The 17,478-nt window shown below is 60.1% G+C and carries 14 protein-coding genes; 9 read left to right on the top strand and 5 right to left on the bottom strand.

What is annotated here, in order from left to right; translation table 11 throughout:
* The first annotated feature begins 44 nt into the window (after positions 1–44).
* The 9 genes from ligD to K6M89_RS01875 all read left to right on the top strand — a co-directional run bounded on the left by ligD (position 45) and on the right by K6M89_RS01875 (position 12,463).
* The gene (gene ligD, locus K6M89_RS01915) at positions 45–2,681 is read left to right on the top strand and encodes a DNA ligase D (RefSeq protein WP_222138243.1); all 2,637 of its coding nucleotides are present in this window, start codon (positions 45–47) and stop codon (positions 2,679–2,681) included.
* Between the two features lie 176 nt (positions 2,682–2,857).
* Positions 2,858–3,694 carry an SIR2 family protein gene (locus K6M89_RS01910; RefSeq protein ID WP_222138242.1) on the top strand — a complete coding sequence of 279 codons (837 nt, stop codon included), beginning with the start codon at positions 2,858–2,860 and terminating at the stop codon, positions 3,692–3,694.
* A gap of 82 nt (positions 3,695–3,776) precedes the next feature.
* Positions 3,777–4,709: an NAD(P)/FAD-dependent oxidoreductase gene (locus K6M89_RS01905; protein WP_222138241.1), complete on the top strand. Its 933-nt coding sequence runs from the start codon at positions 3,777–3,779 to the stop codon at positions 4,707–4,709.
* Between the two features lie 489 nt (positions 4,710–5,198).
* Positions 5,199–6,740: a UbiA family prenyltransferase gene (locus K6M89_RS01900; RefSeq protein ID WP_222138240.1), complete on the top strand. Its 1,542-nt coding sequence runs from the start codon at positions 5,199–5,201 to the stop codon at positions 6,738–6,740.
* A 10-nt stretch (positions 6,741–6,750) separates the two neighbouring features.
* Entirely contained in the window at positions 6,751–7,182 is a 432-nt protein-coding gene (locus K6M89_RS01895) for a GtrA family protein (RefSeq protein ID WP_222138368.1), read from the top strand.
* Between the two features lie 6 nt (positions 7,183–7,188).
* Entirely contained in the window at positions 7,189–8,511 is a 1,323-nt protein-coding gene (locus tag K6M89_RS01890; protein ID WP_222138239.1) for an FAD-binding oxidoreductase, read from the top strand.
* Positions 8,508–9,257 carry an SDR family oxidoreductase gene (locus K6M89_RS01885; RefSeq protein ID WP_222138238.1) on the top strand — a complete coding sequence of 250 codons (750 nt, stop codon included), beginning with the start codon at positions 8,508–8,510 and terminating at the stop codon, positions 9,255–9,257. The genes K6M89_RS01890 and K6M89_RS01885 overlap by 4 nt, the downstream gene beginning before the upstream one ends.
* 80 nt (positions 9,258–9,337) lie before the next feature.
* On the top strand, positions 9,338–10,876 hold the full coding sequence (locus K6M89_RS01880; RefSeq protein WP_246642279.1) for a hypothetical protein: 1,539 nt from the start codon (positions 9,338–9,340) through the stop codon (positions 10,874–10,876).
* Between the two features lie 6 nt (positions 10,877–10,882).
* Positions 10,883–12,463, top strand: a complete 1,581-nt coding sequence (locus K6M89_RS01875; RefSeq protein WP_222138236.1) for a hypothetical protein — start codon at positions 10,883–10,885, stop codon at positions 12,461–12,463.
* 361 nt (positions 12,464–12,824) lie between these two features.
* On the opposite strand, the gene K6M89_RS01870 is transcribed toward K6M89_RS01875, so the two are convergent.
* The 5 genes from K6M89_RS01870 to K6M89_RS01850 form a co-directional block, all read right to left on the bottom strand.
* Complete coding sequence (locus K6M89_RS01870; protein WP_246642278.1) at positions 12,825–14,024, bottom strand: ABC transporter substrate-binding protein; 1,200 nt, start codon at positions 14,022–14,024, stop codon at positions 12,825–12,827.
* Between the two features lie 63 nt (positions 14,025–14,087).
* On the bottom strand, positions 14,088–15,047 hold the full coding sequence (locus K6M89_RS01865) for a branched-chain amino acid ABC transporter permease (RefSeq protein WP_222138234.1): 960 nt from the start codon (positions 15,045–15,047) through the stop codon (positions 14,088–14,090).
* Positions 15,044–15,925, bottom strand: a complete 882-nt coding sequence (locus K6M89_RS01860; protein ID WP_222138233.1) for a branched-chain amino acid ABC transporter permease — start codon at positions 15,923–15,925, stop codon at positions 15,044–15,046. The genes K6M89_RS01865 and K6M89_RS01860 overlap by 4 nt, the downstream gene beginning before the upstream one ends.
* A complete protein-coding gene (locus tag K6M89_RS01855; protein ID WP_222138232.1) occupies positions 15,925–16,638 on the bottom strand; it encodes an ABC transporter ATP-binding protein in 714 nt (237 codons plus the stop codon). The genes K6M89_RS01860 and K6M89_RS01855 overlap by 1 nt, the downstream gene beginning before the upstream one ends.
* Complete coding sequence (locus K6M89_RS01850; RefSeq protein ID WP_222138231.1) at positions 16,635–17,426, bottom strand: ABC transporter ATP-binding protein; 792 nt, start codon at positions 17,424–17,426, stop codon at positions 16,635–16,637. The genes K6M89_RS01855 and K6M89_RS01850 overlap by 4 nt, the downstream gene beginning before the upstream one ends.
* Positions 17,427–17,478: the final 52 nt, after the last annotated feature.

Here is a 17,478-nt window from a genome sequence, read left to right as displayed (position 1 = left end):
TGAAGGAAGCTGGCGCTGGTGTGCGTTGATAGGAGTCACAAGTCATGGCCGACAACCTCTCGAAATACAGGGCCAAGCGCGATTTCAAGATGACCCGCGAACCGAGCGGGGAAGCGGGCGTCAAACCGTCGAACCGCCGGCGGTTCGTGATCCAGAAGCACGACGCCACACGGCTTCACTATGACCTCAGGCTCGAGCTCGACGGCGTGTTCAAGTCCTGGGCGGTGACCAAGGGACCCTCGCTCGATCCACATGACAAACGGCTCGCTGTCGAGGTCGAGGATCATCCGCTGGACTACGGCGACTTCGAAGGTACGATCCCGAAGGGCCAATATGGTGGCGGCACGGTGATGTTGTGGGACCGCGGTTACTGGGAGCCGGAAGGCCGCAAGTCTCCGGAAGAGGCTTTGAGGAAAGGCGACTTCAAGTTCACCCTTGAGGGCAAGCGACTGCACGGCAGCTTCGTCCTGGTTCGGATGCGTAATGACCGCGATGGCGGCAAGCGGACGAATTGGCTGCTGATCAAACATCATGACGAACATTCGGTCGAGGAGAATGGCGAAGCGATTCTGGAGGAGAACGCGACCTCGGTCGCCTCCGGCCGCAGCATGGATGAGATCGCCGAAGGGAAGGGGCGCAAGCCGCGACCTTTCATGATGGCGAACGCTGACGTCGAGGCGGACGCCGTGTGGGACAGCAAGCATGGTCTGGCCGCCGACGAGCGCAAGAAGACGTCTCGCGAGGATGTCGCGACCTCCACGGCGGCCGATCTGCCTGATTTCATCGAGCCGCAGCTTTGCGACAGGCTCGATCGACCACCCGCCGGCGATGATTGGCTGCACGAAATCAAGTTCGACGGCTATCGGATCCAGATGCGGGTCGCCGATGGAGAGGTGACGCTGAAGACGCGCAAGGGCCTCGATTGGACGTCCAAATATCCTGGGATTGCGGAAGCCGCATCCGGACTGCCCGACTGCATCATTGATGGCGAGATCTGCGCGCTCGATGAGAATGGCGCACCGAATTTCGCCGCACTTCAGGCGGCTCTGTCGGAAGGCAAGACCGGTAACCTCGTCTATTTCGCCTTCGACCTATTGTTTGATGGCGGAGAGGACTTGCGGTCGATGCGCCTCCTCGAGCGCAAGGAGCGGCTGCAAAACCTTCTCGCCGCTGCCGGCGACGATCCCCGCATCCGCTACGTCGAACATTTCCAATCCGGTGGCGACGCCGTGCTGCGCTCCGCCTGCAAGCTACATCTCGAAGGTGTCATCTCCAAGCAGATGGACGCACCCTATCAGTCCGGCCGCACCGACACCTGGGCAAAGTCGAAATGTCGCGCCGGACACGAGGTGGTGATCGGCGGTTATGCCAAGACCAACGGCAGGTTCAGATCTCTCCTGGTCGGCGTTCACCGCGGCGATCACTTTGTCTATGTCGGCCGTGTCGGAACCGGCTACGGCGCAAAGAAAGTCGAGATGCTGCTGCCGAAACTGAAGGCGCTCGAGACGACGAAATCGCCTTTCGGCGGTATCGGTGCTCCGAAGAAGCAGGCCGAAGTGCTCTGGTTGAAGCCAGAGCTTGTTGCCGAAATCGAATTTGAAGGGTGGACCACGGACGGCCTCGTCCGCCAGGCTGCCTTCAAGGGCCTGCGCGAGGACAAGCCGGCGAAAGAGGTCGATGCCGAGAAGCCGGCGCCGCCTGCCGAGACTGAAACCACTGAGCCTGTCGCGTCCGCCAGACACAAGTCTGCCCGCCGTAAAGGCGCGAAGGCCGAGGTGATGGGTGTTCTCATTTCGAATCCCGGCAAACCGCTGTGGCCGGACGCGGGCGACGGACAGCCCGTCACAAAGGAGGACCTTGCGCGCTATCACGAGGCCGTCGGAGCTTGGCTTATCGAGCATATCAAGGGCCGACCCTGCTCGATCATTCGAGCACCCGACGGCATTGGCGGCGAGCAGTTCTTTCAGCGTCACGCGATGCCCGGCACTTCGAACCTCCTTGAACTGGTGAAGGTCTTCGGCGACAAGAAGCCTTACCTGCAGATCGATCGGATCGAGGGGCTGGCGGCTATCGCCCAGATCGGCGGCGTTGAACTGCATCCGTGGAACTGCCAACCCGGCAAGCCGGAAGTGCCCGGCCGTCTGGTGTTCGACCTCGACCCTGGTCCTGACGTGCCGTTTGCGACGGTGGTCGCAGCCGCCCGCCAGATGCGCGACCGTCTCGATGACCTCGGCCTCGTCAGCTTCTGCAAGACCACCGGCGGCAAGGGCTTGCATGTCGTGACCCCGCTGACCGCCAACAAACGCAAAGCCTTGTCATGGGCCGAAGCCAAGGGCTTTGCCCATGACGTTTGCCAGCAGATGGCGCGCGACAATCCCGACCTCTACCTGATCAAGATGACCAAGAGTCTCCGTGGCGGCAGGATCTTCCTGGATTATCTCCGCAACGATCGCATGGCGACGGCGGTTGCGCCGCTCTCACCGCGCGCCCGCGCCGGCGCCAACGTGTCCATGCCGCTTACCTGGGAGCAGGTGAAGTCCGATCTCGACCCGAAACGTTTTACGCTTCGAACGGTGCCGGCGCTTCTGACCAAGAGCTCTGCCTGGCAGGACTATTGCGACAGCGAGCGGCCGCTGGAACAGGCGATCAAGCGTCTCGGAAAATCGCGACGAGCAGCGTGAGCGCGACAAGAGCAATGCCAGGCGAATAGAACCAGAGACATCTTCCGCAGCCGCCGGTGTGGGCATGCGCCGGGGCGTACACAGGCGGCGGATCCTTACGGAACCTCCGCCGGAGGTGCGCTAGCGGACAGAAACCAATTTCCTCCAGGCGGATTTCATTCTGGACTGGAGGACAGGTGGCACACGACGAACACATATCTGCGATCGTAACCGCGCTTGAACGGCGGCAAGCAATTCTTTTCGTAGGCGCGGGGATATCGATGAATGTCGGGCTGCCTTCATGGACCTGCCTTATCGAACATATGTTGGCGGATCTCGATCTTGCACAGTCGTCGATGGGCCGCGACGCAACGTACCAGGAAATTGCCGAGTACTATCGTTTGAAGCACGGCTCCTTGTCGCGGCTGGTCGATTGGATGAAGAGTGAATGGCAGATCTCTCCGGAGCAACTGAAGAACTCGGAGTTGCATCGGCTTATCGTAGCGCTAGATTTTCCTCTGATTTATACAACCAACTACGATGCCAATCTCGAGCTCTCTTACCAGGCGTTCGGACGACCCTACGCTCGCATTACGAGTGCGAAGGACATCGCAACGGCCACTGTGGGCTTCACACATATCGTCAAATACCATGGGGATTTCTCCGATCCCGATACACTCGTCCTGACAGAGTCGGACTATTTCGATCGCCTCTCCTTCGACGCTCCCCTCGATATAAAGTTCAGGAGCGACGCCTTCGCCTCGACCATGCTCTTCGTCGGCTACAGTATGTCCGATTTGAATATCCGCTTCCTGCTTCATCGCCTTTGGTCGATCTGGCAACAGACCGGGCTGGACCGGCACCGGCCGCCACTATTTCTGTTCATGCACGAGCCGAGTGAAGTTCAGACGCATGTCCTGAAGAGATGGGGCGTAACCGTCATCTCTGGCGATGGCGAAAGCTCCGGCGACTCCCTTTCTCGTTTCCTCAAGCGTCTGGTCGAACAATGCTCGGCCGTCGCACCGGATCAGTGACACTTCGATTGTCCGCTGCGACGTCCCGGAGCCATGGAAGCTTGTGAAGGTCGGGAGCACTGATTGCAAAGGAGCCGCAGTGATGACGACGACGCCGGCAAGACTGGATGCTTTAGTGATAGGGGCAGGCCCGGGAGGCATGACAGCCGCTCTTTACCTGGCGCGACTAAACCGGCGCGTGGTCGCCGTCGATTCAGGCCACAGCCGTGCGCTGCTTATCCCGCTCTCGCGCAATCATCCGGCCTTTCCGGAAGGCATCGAAGGTGGTGACCTATCAAGACGCATGAGAACGCAACTGCAGAACTTAGGTATCGAGGTCGTGGCAGCGGCGGTATCGCGGGTGGAGCGCGGGGCTGACGCCGGCTTCATCGTCGAACTCCCCGGCCGGCCGACGTATGCAGAAAACATCATCCTTGCGACCGGCGTCGAAGACAAGCTCCCGCCCATCGGTAAAGCCAGCGACCTCATACGGTCAGGACATCTTCGCCTCTGCCCGATCTGCGACGGCTACGAAATCGCCGAAAGAGCAGCGGTGGTGATCGGCGCGACAGAGCGGGCCGCTTCAGAAGCCCTGTTCCTGACATCGTTCACGAGAAGGATCACAATCGCAACGCTCGGCGAAATACTGGATGTGAAGGACGCTATAATGGCCCAGCTGATCGAGCATGGCGTCTCTATCCGCTGCGACAAGTTAGTGCGCTGCTCGCGTTCAGTCGATGGAACCGTCGATCTTATCATGAAGGACTCGGCCACGTTGGAAGGGGTGATTCTGTATTCGGCGTTGGGGATTCGCCCGTGCTCGCAGCTCGCGGAACAGCTGGGGGCGGAGTTGGAGCAGGATCGGCGCATAAAGGTTGATGCACACCAGGCGACCCAGGTCCCAGGCCTATATGCGGTTGGCGACGTCGTGACCGGCCTCAATCAACTCGGCGTGTCCATGGCACAAGGCGAAATAGCGGCGGTCGCGGTGCATAACCGCCTACGGCGAGTGCGAGAACAATACCTTTTCGGCTGAACATCGGCTGAACCCCCAGCACAGGTCGAACGGAAAGTCCTTGGCCCCATCGGGCATCGAGGCCGGTCCCGCCACCTCAAGCCAATGTCTGAAAGCCTCGGGGGTCGTCATTGCGGTTCATAGCCCCGGGAGACATCTGAGCACCTGCGAGGGAGCCTCGTCGCCCATGCGCAAGACCACGTTTGCGCGTCAGGTCATGTCGCCAAGACGACGGCTGCCATTGCCGCATACGACCCCGAGGAGGTTGAGGCTCAGCGAAATGAATGCCGTCATCTCTTCCTGGCTTTGTTCCTTTCTTCGACACTTCGTCGATAGCCATCACGGATGAACGGAGGCAATCATCCTCCCTCACAGGACACGAGTTTTCCGGGAAATGTTTCGGGATGGGCAGGAGAAGCGCAACCTGAGGGAGCATTTCTGCGCCAATGGAACTAACCGCCTCGGCCGGCGTTCGACGAACTCCTGGGTTTGAAGCAGAGGGGAATTCCTTTGAGCGAACTGCAACGTGAGTTCCTCCTGCAAAGAGAGTTTCTGCCGGGACTCCAGGAGGATGAGCGCCTCGAGCCAACGCATGCGCCGCCATCGGCGGTCTGTCCCGGAAACCTCGAAACGTTACTGCAGCCTTGCCCATTGGTGGTCGATCTGGACGGCACCCTCGTACGATCAGATCTGCTGATCGAAACTGCTTTCGCCGAACTGGCTCGTCGCCCTCACTCGGCTGTGGATCTCGTCAGGGCCCTGTGCGGCGGAAAAGCCTGCCTGAAACACCGTCTTTCGCAACCAGTGGATTTCGATCCGGCTCTCCTTCCGTATGACGAGGAGGTCTTGAAGGTGATCCGGGCCGCAAGGGAGGAGGGACGACCCATCTATCTCGCGTCAGCGAGCCATGAGCGTCTCGTTTCCGCAGTTGCCGAACATCTCGGCCTTTTCGACGGTTGGTTTGCAACCAGCGAAACAACGAACTGCGCTGCCGATGTCAAAGCGGAACAACTCGTCGCCGCTTTCGGAAAAAGCGGGTTCGACTATATCGGCAACGACGTGGCTGATCTCCCTGTCTGGCGCCATGCCGCCAAGTCCTATGCCATACGGACATCGCCCGCGGTCGCGCAAAAACTCACCCGGCAGTGCGTCAACATCCAACATCTTCCGTATGAAAAGGCGACTTGGCGCACCTGGGCGCGGCTGTTACGCGTGCATCAGTACGTCAAGAACGGGCTGGTCTTTGTCCCGCTTCTGATCAGCCAGCTCTTCGATATCAACAACATGGTCAACGCCGGTCTGGCTTTCCTCGCATTCTCCCTCTGTGCTTCCGGCGTCTATATCCTCAATGATCTGGTGGATCTCCAGGACGACCGCGGCCATCGCACGAAATGCCGCAGGCCTCTTGCTTGCGGTGACATCCCGCTTTCGCACGCCATCGCCGTCATCCCAATCCTGCTTCTCCTATCGCTCATGGTGGCCGTCATGGTGACGCCAGGGTTCGTTCTTGTGTTGGCGGGATATTTTGCATTGACCACCGCCTATTCGTTTTTCTTCAAGCGCAAGATGATCCTGGATGTCGTGGCCCTTGCATCTCTCTATACCACGCGGGTGATCGGAGGGGCCGCAGCCCTCTCTGTTTGGCCATCGCCTTGGCTCCTGGCCTTCATGATGAGCTGGTTCCTCTCGCTCGCTTTGGTCAAACGGTACACCGAGTTGATCGGACGTCGCGCCGCGCGCCTGCCGGACTCCAAGGGCCGGGACTACAGGAAGGCCGACATCGGCATGGTGGGTGCCTTGGCAGCGGGGGCGGGGATGAATGCGCTGACGCTGTTTGCCCTGTATGCCGCGAGCGACAACGCACGAGACGTCTATGAGCGGCCGGGGATGCTATGGTTCGCCGGTCCGGTCCTTGCCTGCTGGATCGCGCGCATCCTCATGCTGGCCCATCGGGGGCAGATGCATGATGATCCGGTGGTCTTCGCTATCAGGGACAAGGTCAGTCTCGCCACGCTAGGGGCTGCCAGCCTGTTCGTCTTTGCCGCGATGTGAGGTGGTCATGATGGGCTCGCAGTTCCAGCAGCGAAGCACTCCCACGGGCGTCGCGGTCCGCTATGTCGCCTTCGCGTTGCTCTCCACCGCCGCCAATTTCTTGGTTCAGGCGATCGTTCTCCAAATAGCGCCGTGGTCGGGCCTGATGCCATCGATCCTTGCGGGCACCGCCGCCGGCTTCGCCCTGAAATATGTTCTCGACAAAAATTGGATCTTCTTCGACCGTTACTCCTCGCATGGCGACGAGATGTCGAAAGTTGCGCTTTACGGCTTGTTCAGTGTGCTGACGACGCTCATATTCTGGGGGTTCGAAATTGCCTTCTGGACACTCTGGAAGACGGAACTTGCCAAATACACCGGCGGAGCGATCGGCTTGGCGATCGGCTATGTCTCGAAATACGCTCTCGACCGAAAGTTCGTCTTCAAGCCAAGGGAGGCGTGACGGACAATGGAGGGCTGGGGACGTTATCCGCGTCATGAGAGCGAGGTGTTGAACTGCCGGTTTCCGGAGGCCCTGAGCGGGATTGCAGCATCGCACGCAGGTTTGATCGCTCGCGGCAATGGCCGCTCCTATGGTGACGCTGCGATCGGCGAGAATTCCACCTTGATGTGTGGTGGATTGAACCGGATGAAAAGGTTCGATGCTACCGATCGCGTCCTCACCGTAGAGGGGGGCGTCATGCTTTCCAACGTCCTGCATTCGCTGGTGCCCCGCGGCTATTTTCCGCCGGTGGTTCCGGGCACGAAGTTCGTCACGATCGGCGGGATGGTCGCATCAGACGTTCACGGCAAGAACCATCATTGCCATGGTGGATTCGGCGATCACGTCGACGAACTCAAGTTGGTGACCGGCAGCGGCGAGATCCTCACCTGTAGCCGCTCGCAGAATGCGGAGCTTTTTTCAGCGACTATCGGCGGGATGGGCCTGACAGGCATCATTGCCGAAGCAAGCTTTCGCTTGAGGCCGATCGAGACAGGCTGGATCACCCAGAAGACGACCGTAGCCGAGAATCTCGGCGAAGCATTGAGGGCGCTGCGGCAATCGGAGGACGCGACCTATTCGGTGGCTTGGATCGATTGCCTGTCGAAAGGCGCTTCTCTCGGACGTTCGCTGATTTTTGCGGGCGAGCACGCAACACAGGATCAGGTCGGTGAGACGCCGAAGGCCGATCGCTTTCCTTCGCCCCCCAGCGCGGCCCTTTCCCTGCCGCTCGATATGCCGGGTTGGCTCCTGAACACGGCGAGCGTTGCCGCCTTCAATGAGCTCTACTTCCGGTCCGGTATTCGCAAGTCGGCCAAGCCCTTGTTGGTCCATTGGGATAATTACTTCTTCCCCCTCGACCGCATCCTTCGATGGAACAGATTGTACGGCAAACGAGGCTTTATCCAGCATCAATGCGTGGTGCCGGATGCTGACGCGCTCCAGGTCCTCACGAGCATCCTCGACCGTTTTGCGCAGTCGGGCAAAGGTTCATTTCTTGCCGTTCTCAAAAGGCTGCGAGGCAGTGCAGGTCTGCTCTCCTTTGCTGCGCAGGGCTATACGCTCGCGCTCGACCTGCCGGTCACGCAGGACGTGTTGCGGCTGCTCGACGAAATCGACGAGCTGGTTGTCAAGGCAGGGGGGCGCCTCTATCTCGCCAAGGATGCGCGCCAGTCCCGCCTTACATTCGAATCCGGCTACCCCAGACTGGACGCGTTCAAAGAGCTGCGAAGAGCAACCGGAGCCGATCGTCATTTCAATTCCCGCTTGGCAAAAAGGCTCGGCATATGAAGGGGACCGGCAAGACACTGCTCATGATCGGCGCGACCTCGGATATTGGTCGGGCGACGGCACTTGTCTATGCCGAGGCAGGCTGGGCCATTCATTTGGCGGGACGGACGCGCGCGGCCGTTCAACGTGAAGCCGACGACATCGCTGCGCGGACGGGAGCAGCTGTCACCGTTCATGAGCTCGATATCCTCCAAACTGCGCGCTTCGAGGCCTTCCTCGGCGCCGTGTCACCCTTGCCGGACACGGTGGTCTGCGTCGTCGGCGAACTGGGTGAGCAGTCTCGGGCTGAACAAGAGCTCGAATATGCCGCCATGGTCATGCGGACGAACTTCGAGGGGCCGGCTTTGCTTCTTGGTCTTCTGGCCGAGCGTTTCGCGGCGCGCGGATCGGGCACGATCGTGGGCACGAGCTCTGTCGCCGGCGATCGCGGACGAGCGTCGAACTATGTCTATGGCGCCGCCAAAGCCGGCCTGACCGCCTTCTTGTCGGGCCTGAGGAACAGGCTGTCCCGGTCCGGCGTGCGCGTGCTGACCGTGAAGCCCGGCTTTGTTCGCACGCGGATGACCGATGGGATGAAGCTTCCGCCGCTTCTCACGGCCGAACCGCAGGAGGTGGCGCAAAAGATTTTCGCGGCCGCCGAGGGCGGGAGCCGCAGTGACGTCGTCTACGTCAGAGGGGTCTGGCGACCGCTCATGACGCTAATCCGGTCAATCCCCGAGTCCATCTTCAAGAGGTTGCGACTGTGACGGAACCCACCAATCAGGCCGCCTACGCCATCGGAGCGCGAGGTAGTGCCCACAGGCGACCTGCGGCTTGGATACGGCGATTGCTGTCGGCGGAATTCGCAATCATCGTCGTCGCCTTGGCCTGTGCAGCCATGCTGGCACTGCCGGGCAGGACCATCAATGCCGCCTTCATCAATGACGTGCTGATCTTTATCGACGGTGCGCATCGCATCGCCTTTGGTCAGGTGCCGAACCGCGATTTCCACACGGCGCTCGGGCCACTCGTATTTTACATTCCGGCTGCGGGATATCTTCTGTCGGGAAATTTCGGAGCTGCCATACCACTGGGGATGGCGATCGTCCTCGTCGCTTTCATCCCCGCGATGATCCGCATTCTTGTGTCGCGCCTCGGCCCTTCATTGGCTGCCGCACTCGGCATATTCCTTGTTCTCATTCTTGCGGCTCCGATCAATCTCGGCAGTTCGATCTGGTATCCTTCCTTCGCGATGTTCTATAACCGCATCGGTTGGGTCGCTCTCGGCCTGTTGTTGGTTATGTATCTCGCGCCGCAGTCGCCAAACAGGCGCAATAATATTGCCGATGCTTTCGCGGCCGCCTTTCTTCTGCTTGTCTCGTTCTATACCAAGGTGACCTACGGCCTTGCCGGAACCGGTCTGGTCCTGATCATTCTATCTGATCGGCAACAACGGCGCTGGGGCGTGACGGCTCTGCTGCTGACAGGACTGGCGATGGTCGCCATCGAGTTCTTCTGGCGCGGAACTGCCCAGCACATTGAGGATCTGCGGGCGGCGGCGCGCGTCAGCGGCGGTCATGATGTCGGCAGCATTCTGAAAAATCTGCGCGAAAATATGTCCGATCTCACCGTGTTCGCGGCCGTCGCTTCGCTCGCCGCCTGGCAAAGCCGCAGCCTGCGAGATATTGTCTTCTGTGGGTTTTGCATCGGCGCCGGCGTGGCGCTCATCAATCAGAACGCCCACAGCTGGGGCATCATCACGCTCTATTGCGGGGCAACCGTGCTGGCGCAGAGGACGGCCTGGCTTCAACCGGGCAATGAAGGCGGACCAGCAGGACGCTTGGCTCGTGCTGCCGGCGCCCTGCCGCTGATCGTTATCTTGTTCCTGTTGCCTCCGATCGTGCAGCACAGCGCGGCCGTCGCCTTGCATACGGCTCTCGCGGCCGAGAAGGCGGGGAAGTCTCTCGGGCTGCCGCGATTTGACGATGTCCGGGAAGTCGATCCACCGGGCGGGGAGCCCGATTTCATAAGGCGCTACCTCTATGGCATTGTCAGCGGCGGCGCGCTTCTCCAGTCTCTGCCGGTTCCAGCCGAACGGGTTTTCGTCCTCGATTTCGCAAACCCGTTTTCGGCCGGATTCGGCATTCGCCCGCCCGCCGGCGACACCGCCTGGCTTCACTGGAACCGCAACATCAATGAAAGATCCTATATCCCGCCGGAGGTGCTCTTTGCCGACGTCAAAATCGTCATGGTGCCCAAAACAGGCATCAACAGCCTGCCGTTGCAGGAGCTGTATGGTCCGTTCCTTTCGGCGAATTTCGATGTGGTGCGGAAGACATCCGAATGGACGATTTATCAGTGGCGCCCAGGCAAAGGCGCAAAGTGAGGCACGGTGACGCAAGCATCGACGTCGATACGGGAGAAAGGTACAGCGCGACCGGCCGTTCAGTTGAACTGGTGGCGTGCCATTGTCCCCTGCATCGGATTGTTTCTTGCCGGACTCCTCGCACTGCCGGGCGCAACGGTCACAACCAAATATGTCAACGATCTATTCGTTTTTCTGGATGGCGCACATCGGATCGCGGCGGGACAGGTGCCGAACGTTGATTTCCACACACCTCTCGGGCCGCTGACATTCTATATCCCGGCTGTCGGCTACGCTCTGTCCGGTAGCATGGGTGCGGCAATGCCAGTGGGACTGTCCCTGCTGATCCTCTTATTTTCGCTCGTCGCCGCCGAAATCGTCGGCAGCCGAATGCATTGGCCGCTCGGGCTGCTGCTGGCAAGCTGTCTGCTTCTGGTGCTTGCGGTACCTGCAAACCCGGGCGAACGGCTCGGGGAGCTCAGCTTTGCCATGTTTTACAACCGGATCGGCTGGTCGTCACTCGGCTTGCTGCTGGTTATGTACCTGTGCCGCTTGCCTGGCGCCACCAGCGGCAAAGGCGCGGACGCAGCATGCGCCAGCTTCCTCGTGCTGCTGATGCTTTACACCAAGATCACCTATGGTGTCGTGGGCCTTGCTTTTCTGGTGTTCATGCTTTTTGACCGTCGCCAGACCGGCTGGGTGGCGCTCGCGTTTGGGATCGTCGCCGCTAGCATCCTGGCGATTGAGATGGTCTGGGGCGGAGGGGTCAACTACCTCCTCGACATCAGTCTTGCCGGGAAGAACAGCGGCGGCTTCCCGACGATGACGGCTATCGGTCACGTGGTACGGAATAATTTCGCCGACCTTCTTGCTTACCTGGCTGTCGCCGTCATCCTTCTCATCCTGACACCAACCTATCGGCATCTGCTCTTTGTCGCCTTCTGCATGACATCAGGAATCCTCCTGATCGAGCAGAACTTCCAATTCTTTGGGATTCTGACGCTGGGTGCGAGCGCTGCCGTGCTGTCGGAAAGTCTCTTTCGCGCCGAGCTTCGCTCTCGGTATGCCAGAGCGCGGATCGCCCTGCCGCTGCTCGTAGCATTTTTGCTCATGCCGACTGCGGTCGGCAATGCTGCGTCGCTTGCCATTCATGCCTATTATTCGGCCGGTGGACGAGGCGAAGCTGTTCCGCTGCCTGCCTTTTCCGGGGTTCGGCTTGTTGAGATGTGGAGTGCCGGCCAATTCGAATATTTCCAACGTTACAACCGTACACTTGCCGACGCCTCGGCCGCCCTTTCCCAATTGGATGCGGGGTCTAAGCGTGTTGCCGTTCTGGATTTCGTTAATCCGTTTTCTGCCGGCCTCCGTCTCACGCCGCCGGACGGAGATAGCGTCTGGTATCATTGGGGACGCACTCTTGGGCCTGAGTATCATCCAGCCGCGAAAGAGATGTTCGCCGACGTGGACCTGATCCTCGACCCGAAGTGGCCCATAGAAATCTGGACCGGAGACGGCATGCGGGACATCTATGCGCACTATATAGCCCGACACTATGACCTCGTGCGGGAGACCGCCGATTGGCGCATCTACCGCAGAAACCCCTCCTGAGCTGGAGCAGATCGTCTTCCGAATTCTGAAATGACCAGACCAGCGAGCACCAGCACGAGCGCCCACGTGTATACCGAGTATGATCGGGACCGGTATTATCAGCGCGGTACCTGTCCAACCATGCCCAAGGTCTCTGCCAGTGGTGCAGCAGGAAGAGCGTGTGGTGGATCCATCCCAGAGGGGAGGCCAGAAGAACGTTAGCTGCCGCTTTCAGGAATGGACGTTCCGGTCTTTGCAAAGGCCGGAACGGCTGTATTCGCTCAACAGCTAATGAAGCGCACCGTCCCCTGCGGCCCAATTTGGATACCGACTGGCGAAGATAGGGGTCGGCGCCATGGTGCGCGCGAAGCGAACGAAACGCTCACTCGTGCGTATCTCCTTCAAAATGCAATACCCCGCCGACCGGATTATATTGTTGCCCATCGAACTGGTAAAGTTGGAGTGCCTCGATCGGAAAGATGTCGGACCCCTCCTTGGTTGTCACCTTGATGCCGTCGAAAAGCAGCGGGCTCCGCCAGCCGTCCATATTGTGGACGACCTTCATCAGTTCCTCGCGGGTCGGCTCCTTAAGCTTTTCAAGTGACTGGATGAGCAGGTCGCCAATCGAATAACCGGTTTGGCCGATCGTGTTGGCGAAAACAAAGTTCACTTTGGCCGACTTGATGGCATCGAGGTATCGGTTGATGCCCTCGTCACTGGACTTCTGGTCGCTAATGATCGGCTTCAGGAAGTCCGAGGTGATGATACCCTTGGCATTTTCCAGGCCAACGGACTGAAGGACCGGATACGAAGACGAAAGATTTGTGACCAGGGTCAACGGCTTCCAGCCGCTTTCGGATTGGAAGCGGATGGCCTCGCCGCCCTGGCGAGGCGCGGCGATGATGACGAGCGTGTCGGCGCCGGAGGCCTTCAGCGTATTGAGCTGGGTTTCCACAGTGGGATCTTGTGATGTCACTGGTTGACGTTCAACCACTCTAATCGCCGAACCCTCGATCGCCCGGTCGAATGCCTTCATGAATGTTTGGCCTGTTTCCGTGTTCAGATACAGGAACGCGACCTTGGCGTCGGGCTTGTTCATCGCGAGATATTCGGCAAACGCGTCCGCTTCCGTCGAGAAGGACGGCACGAACCCAACTTCCCACTCGGGAGCGTTCAGGGAAATAACCCCGGAGTACATGAACACGTTCGGCACCTTCTTCTGAGTGATGTAGCGTCCGATCGCGAGGTTGTTCGGGGTGGCAGCCGTGCCGATCAAGGCGAAGACCTTGTCCTTTTCCACCATCTTGCGGACATTCGCCAATGTGCGCTGCGGATCAAGGCCATCGTCCTCGATGACGAGTTCGATCTTGCGTGTCTTGCCGTCGCCCATCTTGACGCCGCCTTCGGCGTTGGCCTGTTCGACACGCGCCCGAATGCCCTCGGCGACGCCGCCGACGACCGCGACAGGACCGGTCAAAGGTCCGGTCACGCCAACCTTGATCGTGTCATCGGTGATGCCTGGCGAAGGTTCCGCGGCGCTAGCGTGAGAAGCGACGAGCAACCCGGCCGCGGCCAGCTGCATCGTGCATCCCTTCAGTATAGAGATCAGTCTCATTTCAATTCCTCCCAGTTCGATGGCGGGCTTTCAGCCAGCCGCCCTCCGAAAAATCACCGAAAGCCATTTTTCGATGAAACCAGTCACCCCATTGCGTGCGACCATCATGATGAGGATCAGCGCGAGGCCGTAAATCAGATTGCCGAGGCTCAGGTTGATGTCAGATGCCCAGCTCGGAACGAACACCATGAACAGGCCGCCGACGAACGCGCCGACGATGCTGGTGACGCCACCGACGATGCTTCCGATCACGATGTTGATCGATAGGATCGCCAGGAAAGACTCCGGGCTGATGAAGCCGCTGACGATGGCAAATACCCCGCCACCCAGCCCCGCGAGCGCCGAGCTGATCGCGAACGCCCAGAGCCGGGTGCGAGTCAGGTTCACGCCAAGCGCCTGGGCAATCTGAGGGTTGTCGCGCTGTGCCCTCAGAGCGCGACCGGCGTCGCCGAACAGCATTCGGGAGACGAGCAATGCACCGACGCCGGCGCAGGCGAGCGAGATCAGGTAAAGCCAAAGCTCCGGAACATCCGCCATGAAATCGGGCGTTTCGGGAGCGTCGACGGGAAGCCCGGATACGCCGCCGGTCAGGCTTCCCATCTTGAGGAGCAACTGCGGGAATGCCGCCGCGATACCGAAAGTGACGATGGCCAACTGCAGACCTTGAAGCCTGAGCGCCGGAAGGCCGATCACCAGGCCGACTGCGGCGGCGACCGCAGCCGCGGCCGGTAGCGTAGCCAGCGAAGAAATACCGTAGGTCGCGTTCAAGATGGCGGTAACATAGGCGCCAACGCCGAACAGCGTTCCTTGGGCAAGGCAAATCTGCCCGGCATATCCCATCAGAAGGTTCAGACCGAGGATCGCAATTGTGTAGGCGATCGCTATGGCCACTTGCTGGAGTGCGTAGGCCGGGGCGAAGACCGGGATCGATACCGCGACGATTGCGAAGACGCCAAGCTTGATCGCGGTTGAGAGGGAAATGTCTCTCATAGTTTTGTCACCTTGTAGGAGCCGAACAAGCCAACGGGCTTCACGAGCAGGATGGTCAACGTCAGCGCGATCGGGACGGCGACACGCATGTCGGCTCCGATGAACGGGAGGTAGCTTGCCCCCAGGCTTTCGGCGACGCCGACCGCGAGACCGCCGACGATGGCGCCGAGCGGACTATCCCAGCCACCGAGCGTTGCAGCCGCCAGGGCATAGAACAGGATCGGTGTCATCATCGTCGGGCTAAGGAACAGGCGGGGCGCAATCAGGATCGCGGCGAGTGCCCCGATGACGGCGGCGAAGCCCCAGCCGAGCATCAGCATTCGTTCGACATCGACACCAACGAGAACGCTGCGTGTACGATCGAAGGCAGCTGCGCGCATCGACAGGCCGAGCTTGGTGAAGCGGAAGACAAAACCCATCGCCAACGCAATCGCCAGGAGGATTGCCAGTGTCCCGACGGCAGAGGCAAGCACGCGGACGTCGCCGATGCTAAAGCCGCCACCTGGAAAAAGGCTTGGGAAGGAGAGCTGTTCCGCCCCCCAAATCCACATGCAGGCGGCCTGGAATAGCACGAGGATGCCTAGCGTGATGACGACGGTCGCTTCCACGGGAGCGTCCATCATCGGTCGGATGATCAGGCGGAATGTCACGATCCCGATGGCGAATGTCGCCACGAGGCTCGCAAGAACGGCGAGCCAGAGCGGCACGCCCCACTGCATCAGTTGCCATGCGCCATAGGCCGAGAACGTCGCCATCTCGCCCTGGCCGAAATTGACGACATTCGTCGCCCTGAAAATCAGGACGAGCGCCAGCGCCAGCGCCGCGTAGATGGCGCCCGTGGTCAAGCCGCTGACGGCGAGCTGGAAGAAAAAGCTCATCAGGCGACTCCCAGATATGATTTCTTGATGTCTTCGTTGCCGATCAGATCGCTTGCCGCACCGCTCGCGACGATCTGGCCAGCTTCGATGACAAAGGCCCTGTCGGCATATTGAAGGGTGATGTCGACGTTCTGTTCGACCACGAGCAAAGTCATGCCGGCCTCTTTGTTCAGGGATTTGAAGATCGCCAGGATTTCCTGCGTGATCGAGGGCGCCAATCCGAGAGATGGTTCATCGCACATCAGCAGTTTCGGCCTGGACATCAGCGCCCGAGCCACGGCGAGCATCTGCTGTTCGCCGCCGCTGAGATTTCCGGCGAGCTGGTTGCGCCGTTCCCGCAATCTTGGAAACGTCTCGTACCAGCGTTCCTTGTCTTCCTTCGCCTGCGAGCGGCTGGCCACGATCGTGGCGCCGAGCGACAGGTTTTCTTCCACGGTAAACTCTGTGAAGGTGCCGCGACCTTGCGGTATGTGTGCAACACCGAGGGCAAGGCGCGTCTGGGCGGAGATCGTGTCGAGCCCTTTGCCGGCATAGGAAACCGAGCCCTTGAAGGGCAGGAGGCCAGAGACTGCGCGCAGCAGCGTCGTCTTGCCGGCGCCGTTTGCGCCGAGCAGCGCAACGAACTCGCCTTCATCAACTGAGAACGAACAGTCAAACAGTGCCCGCGTCTTGCCGTAAAAAACGGACAGATCTTTGATATCCAGAAGGGTCATGCCGCTCTCCCGAGGTAGGCGGCGATCACCGCATCGTTTGACTTGATTTCGGCAGGAGTTCCCTCGGCCAGGTTGCGGCCGAGGTGGAAGACGACGATCCGGTCGCAAAGGCTCATCACCAAACCCATGTGATGCTCAATAAGGAGGATGCAGAGATTGTGTCTGCGCCTTATCCCGTCGACGAGCGCGCCGAATTCGTGGACCTCGCCGTGGGTCAGCCCGCCGGCAGGTTCGTCGAGCAGGAGTATTTTCGGCTCCGCGGCAAGCGCCCGGGCGATTTCCATCCGCTTCTGCAGGGGATAGGGCAGCGAGCCGGCCGCGCGTGCGGCGAGGTTCGCCATGCCGACCTCCTCGAGCACCGCCATTGCCCTTTCACGCGTAGACCGCTCCAGCACTCTTGCGCGGAACGGTGCGAAGATCGCCTTAGCGAAATTTCCGCCAAGCCGGTGATGGGCACCCAACATGACGTTCTCGAGAACCGTCATCGAAGCATAGATGCCCAGATTCTGAAACGTCCGTGCGACGCCCTTTCCAATCATCTCGCGCGTTTCCACGCCTTCGAGCGGCTGGCCGTCGAGCATGATCGATCCAGTCGCGTAGTTTACGAGGCGGGTTGCCGCGTTGAGAAAGGTCGATTTTCCGGCACCGTTCGGCCCGATCAGGCCACAGATTTCACCCGGTCTTACGGAAAGCGACACGTCTGTCAGCGCTTTCACGCCGCCAAACTGCACGGAAACACCCCGCGCCCGGAGCACCGGGCGCACCTCTTCGATGCTGCTGTCGTTCACTTTATTCCTCCCTCCTGAAGCGGCTTCTCCTCGATCTGTCGATTTCTGTTGT

The sequence above is a fragment of the Rhizobium croatiense genome, from assembly GCF_019793465.1.
GTDB classification, from domain to species: domain Bacteria; phylum Pseudomonadota; class Alphaproteobacteria; order Rhizobiales; family Rhizobiaceae; genus Rhizobium; species Rhizobium croatiense.
The sequence above is the reverse complement of the archived record's forward strand: the minus strand, read 5'-3'. Positions and strand labels throughout refer to the sequence as shown.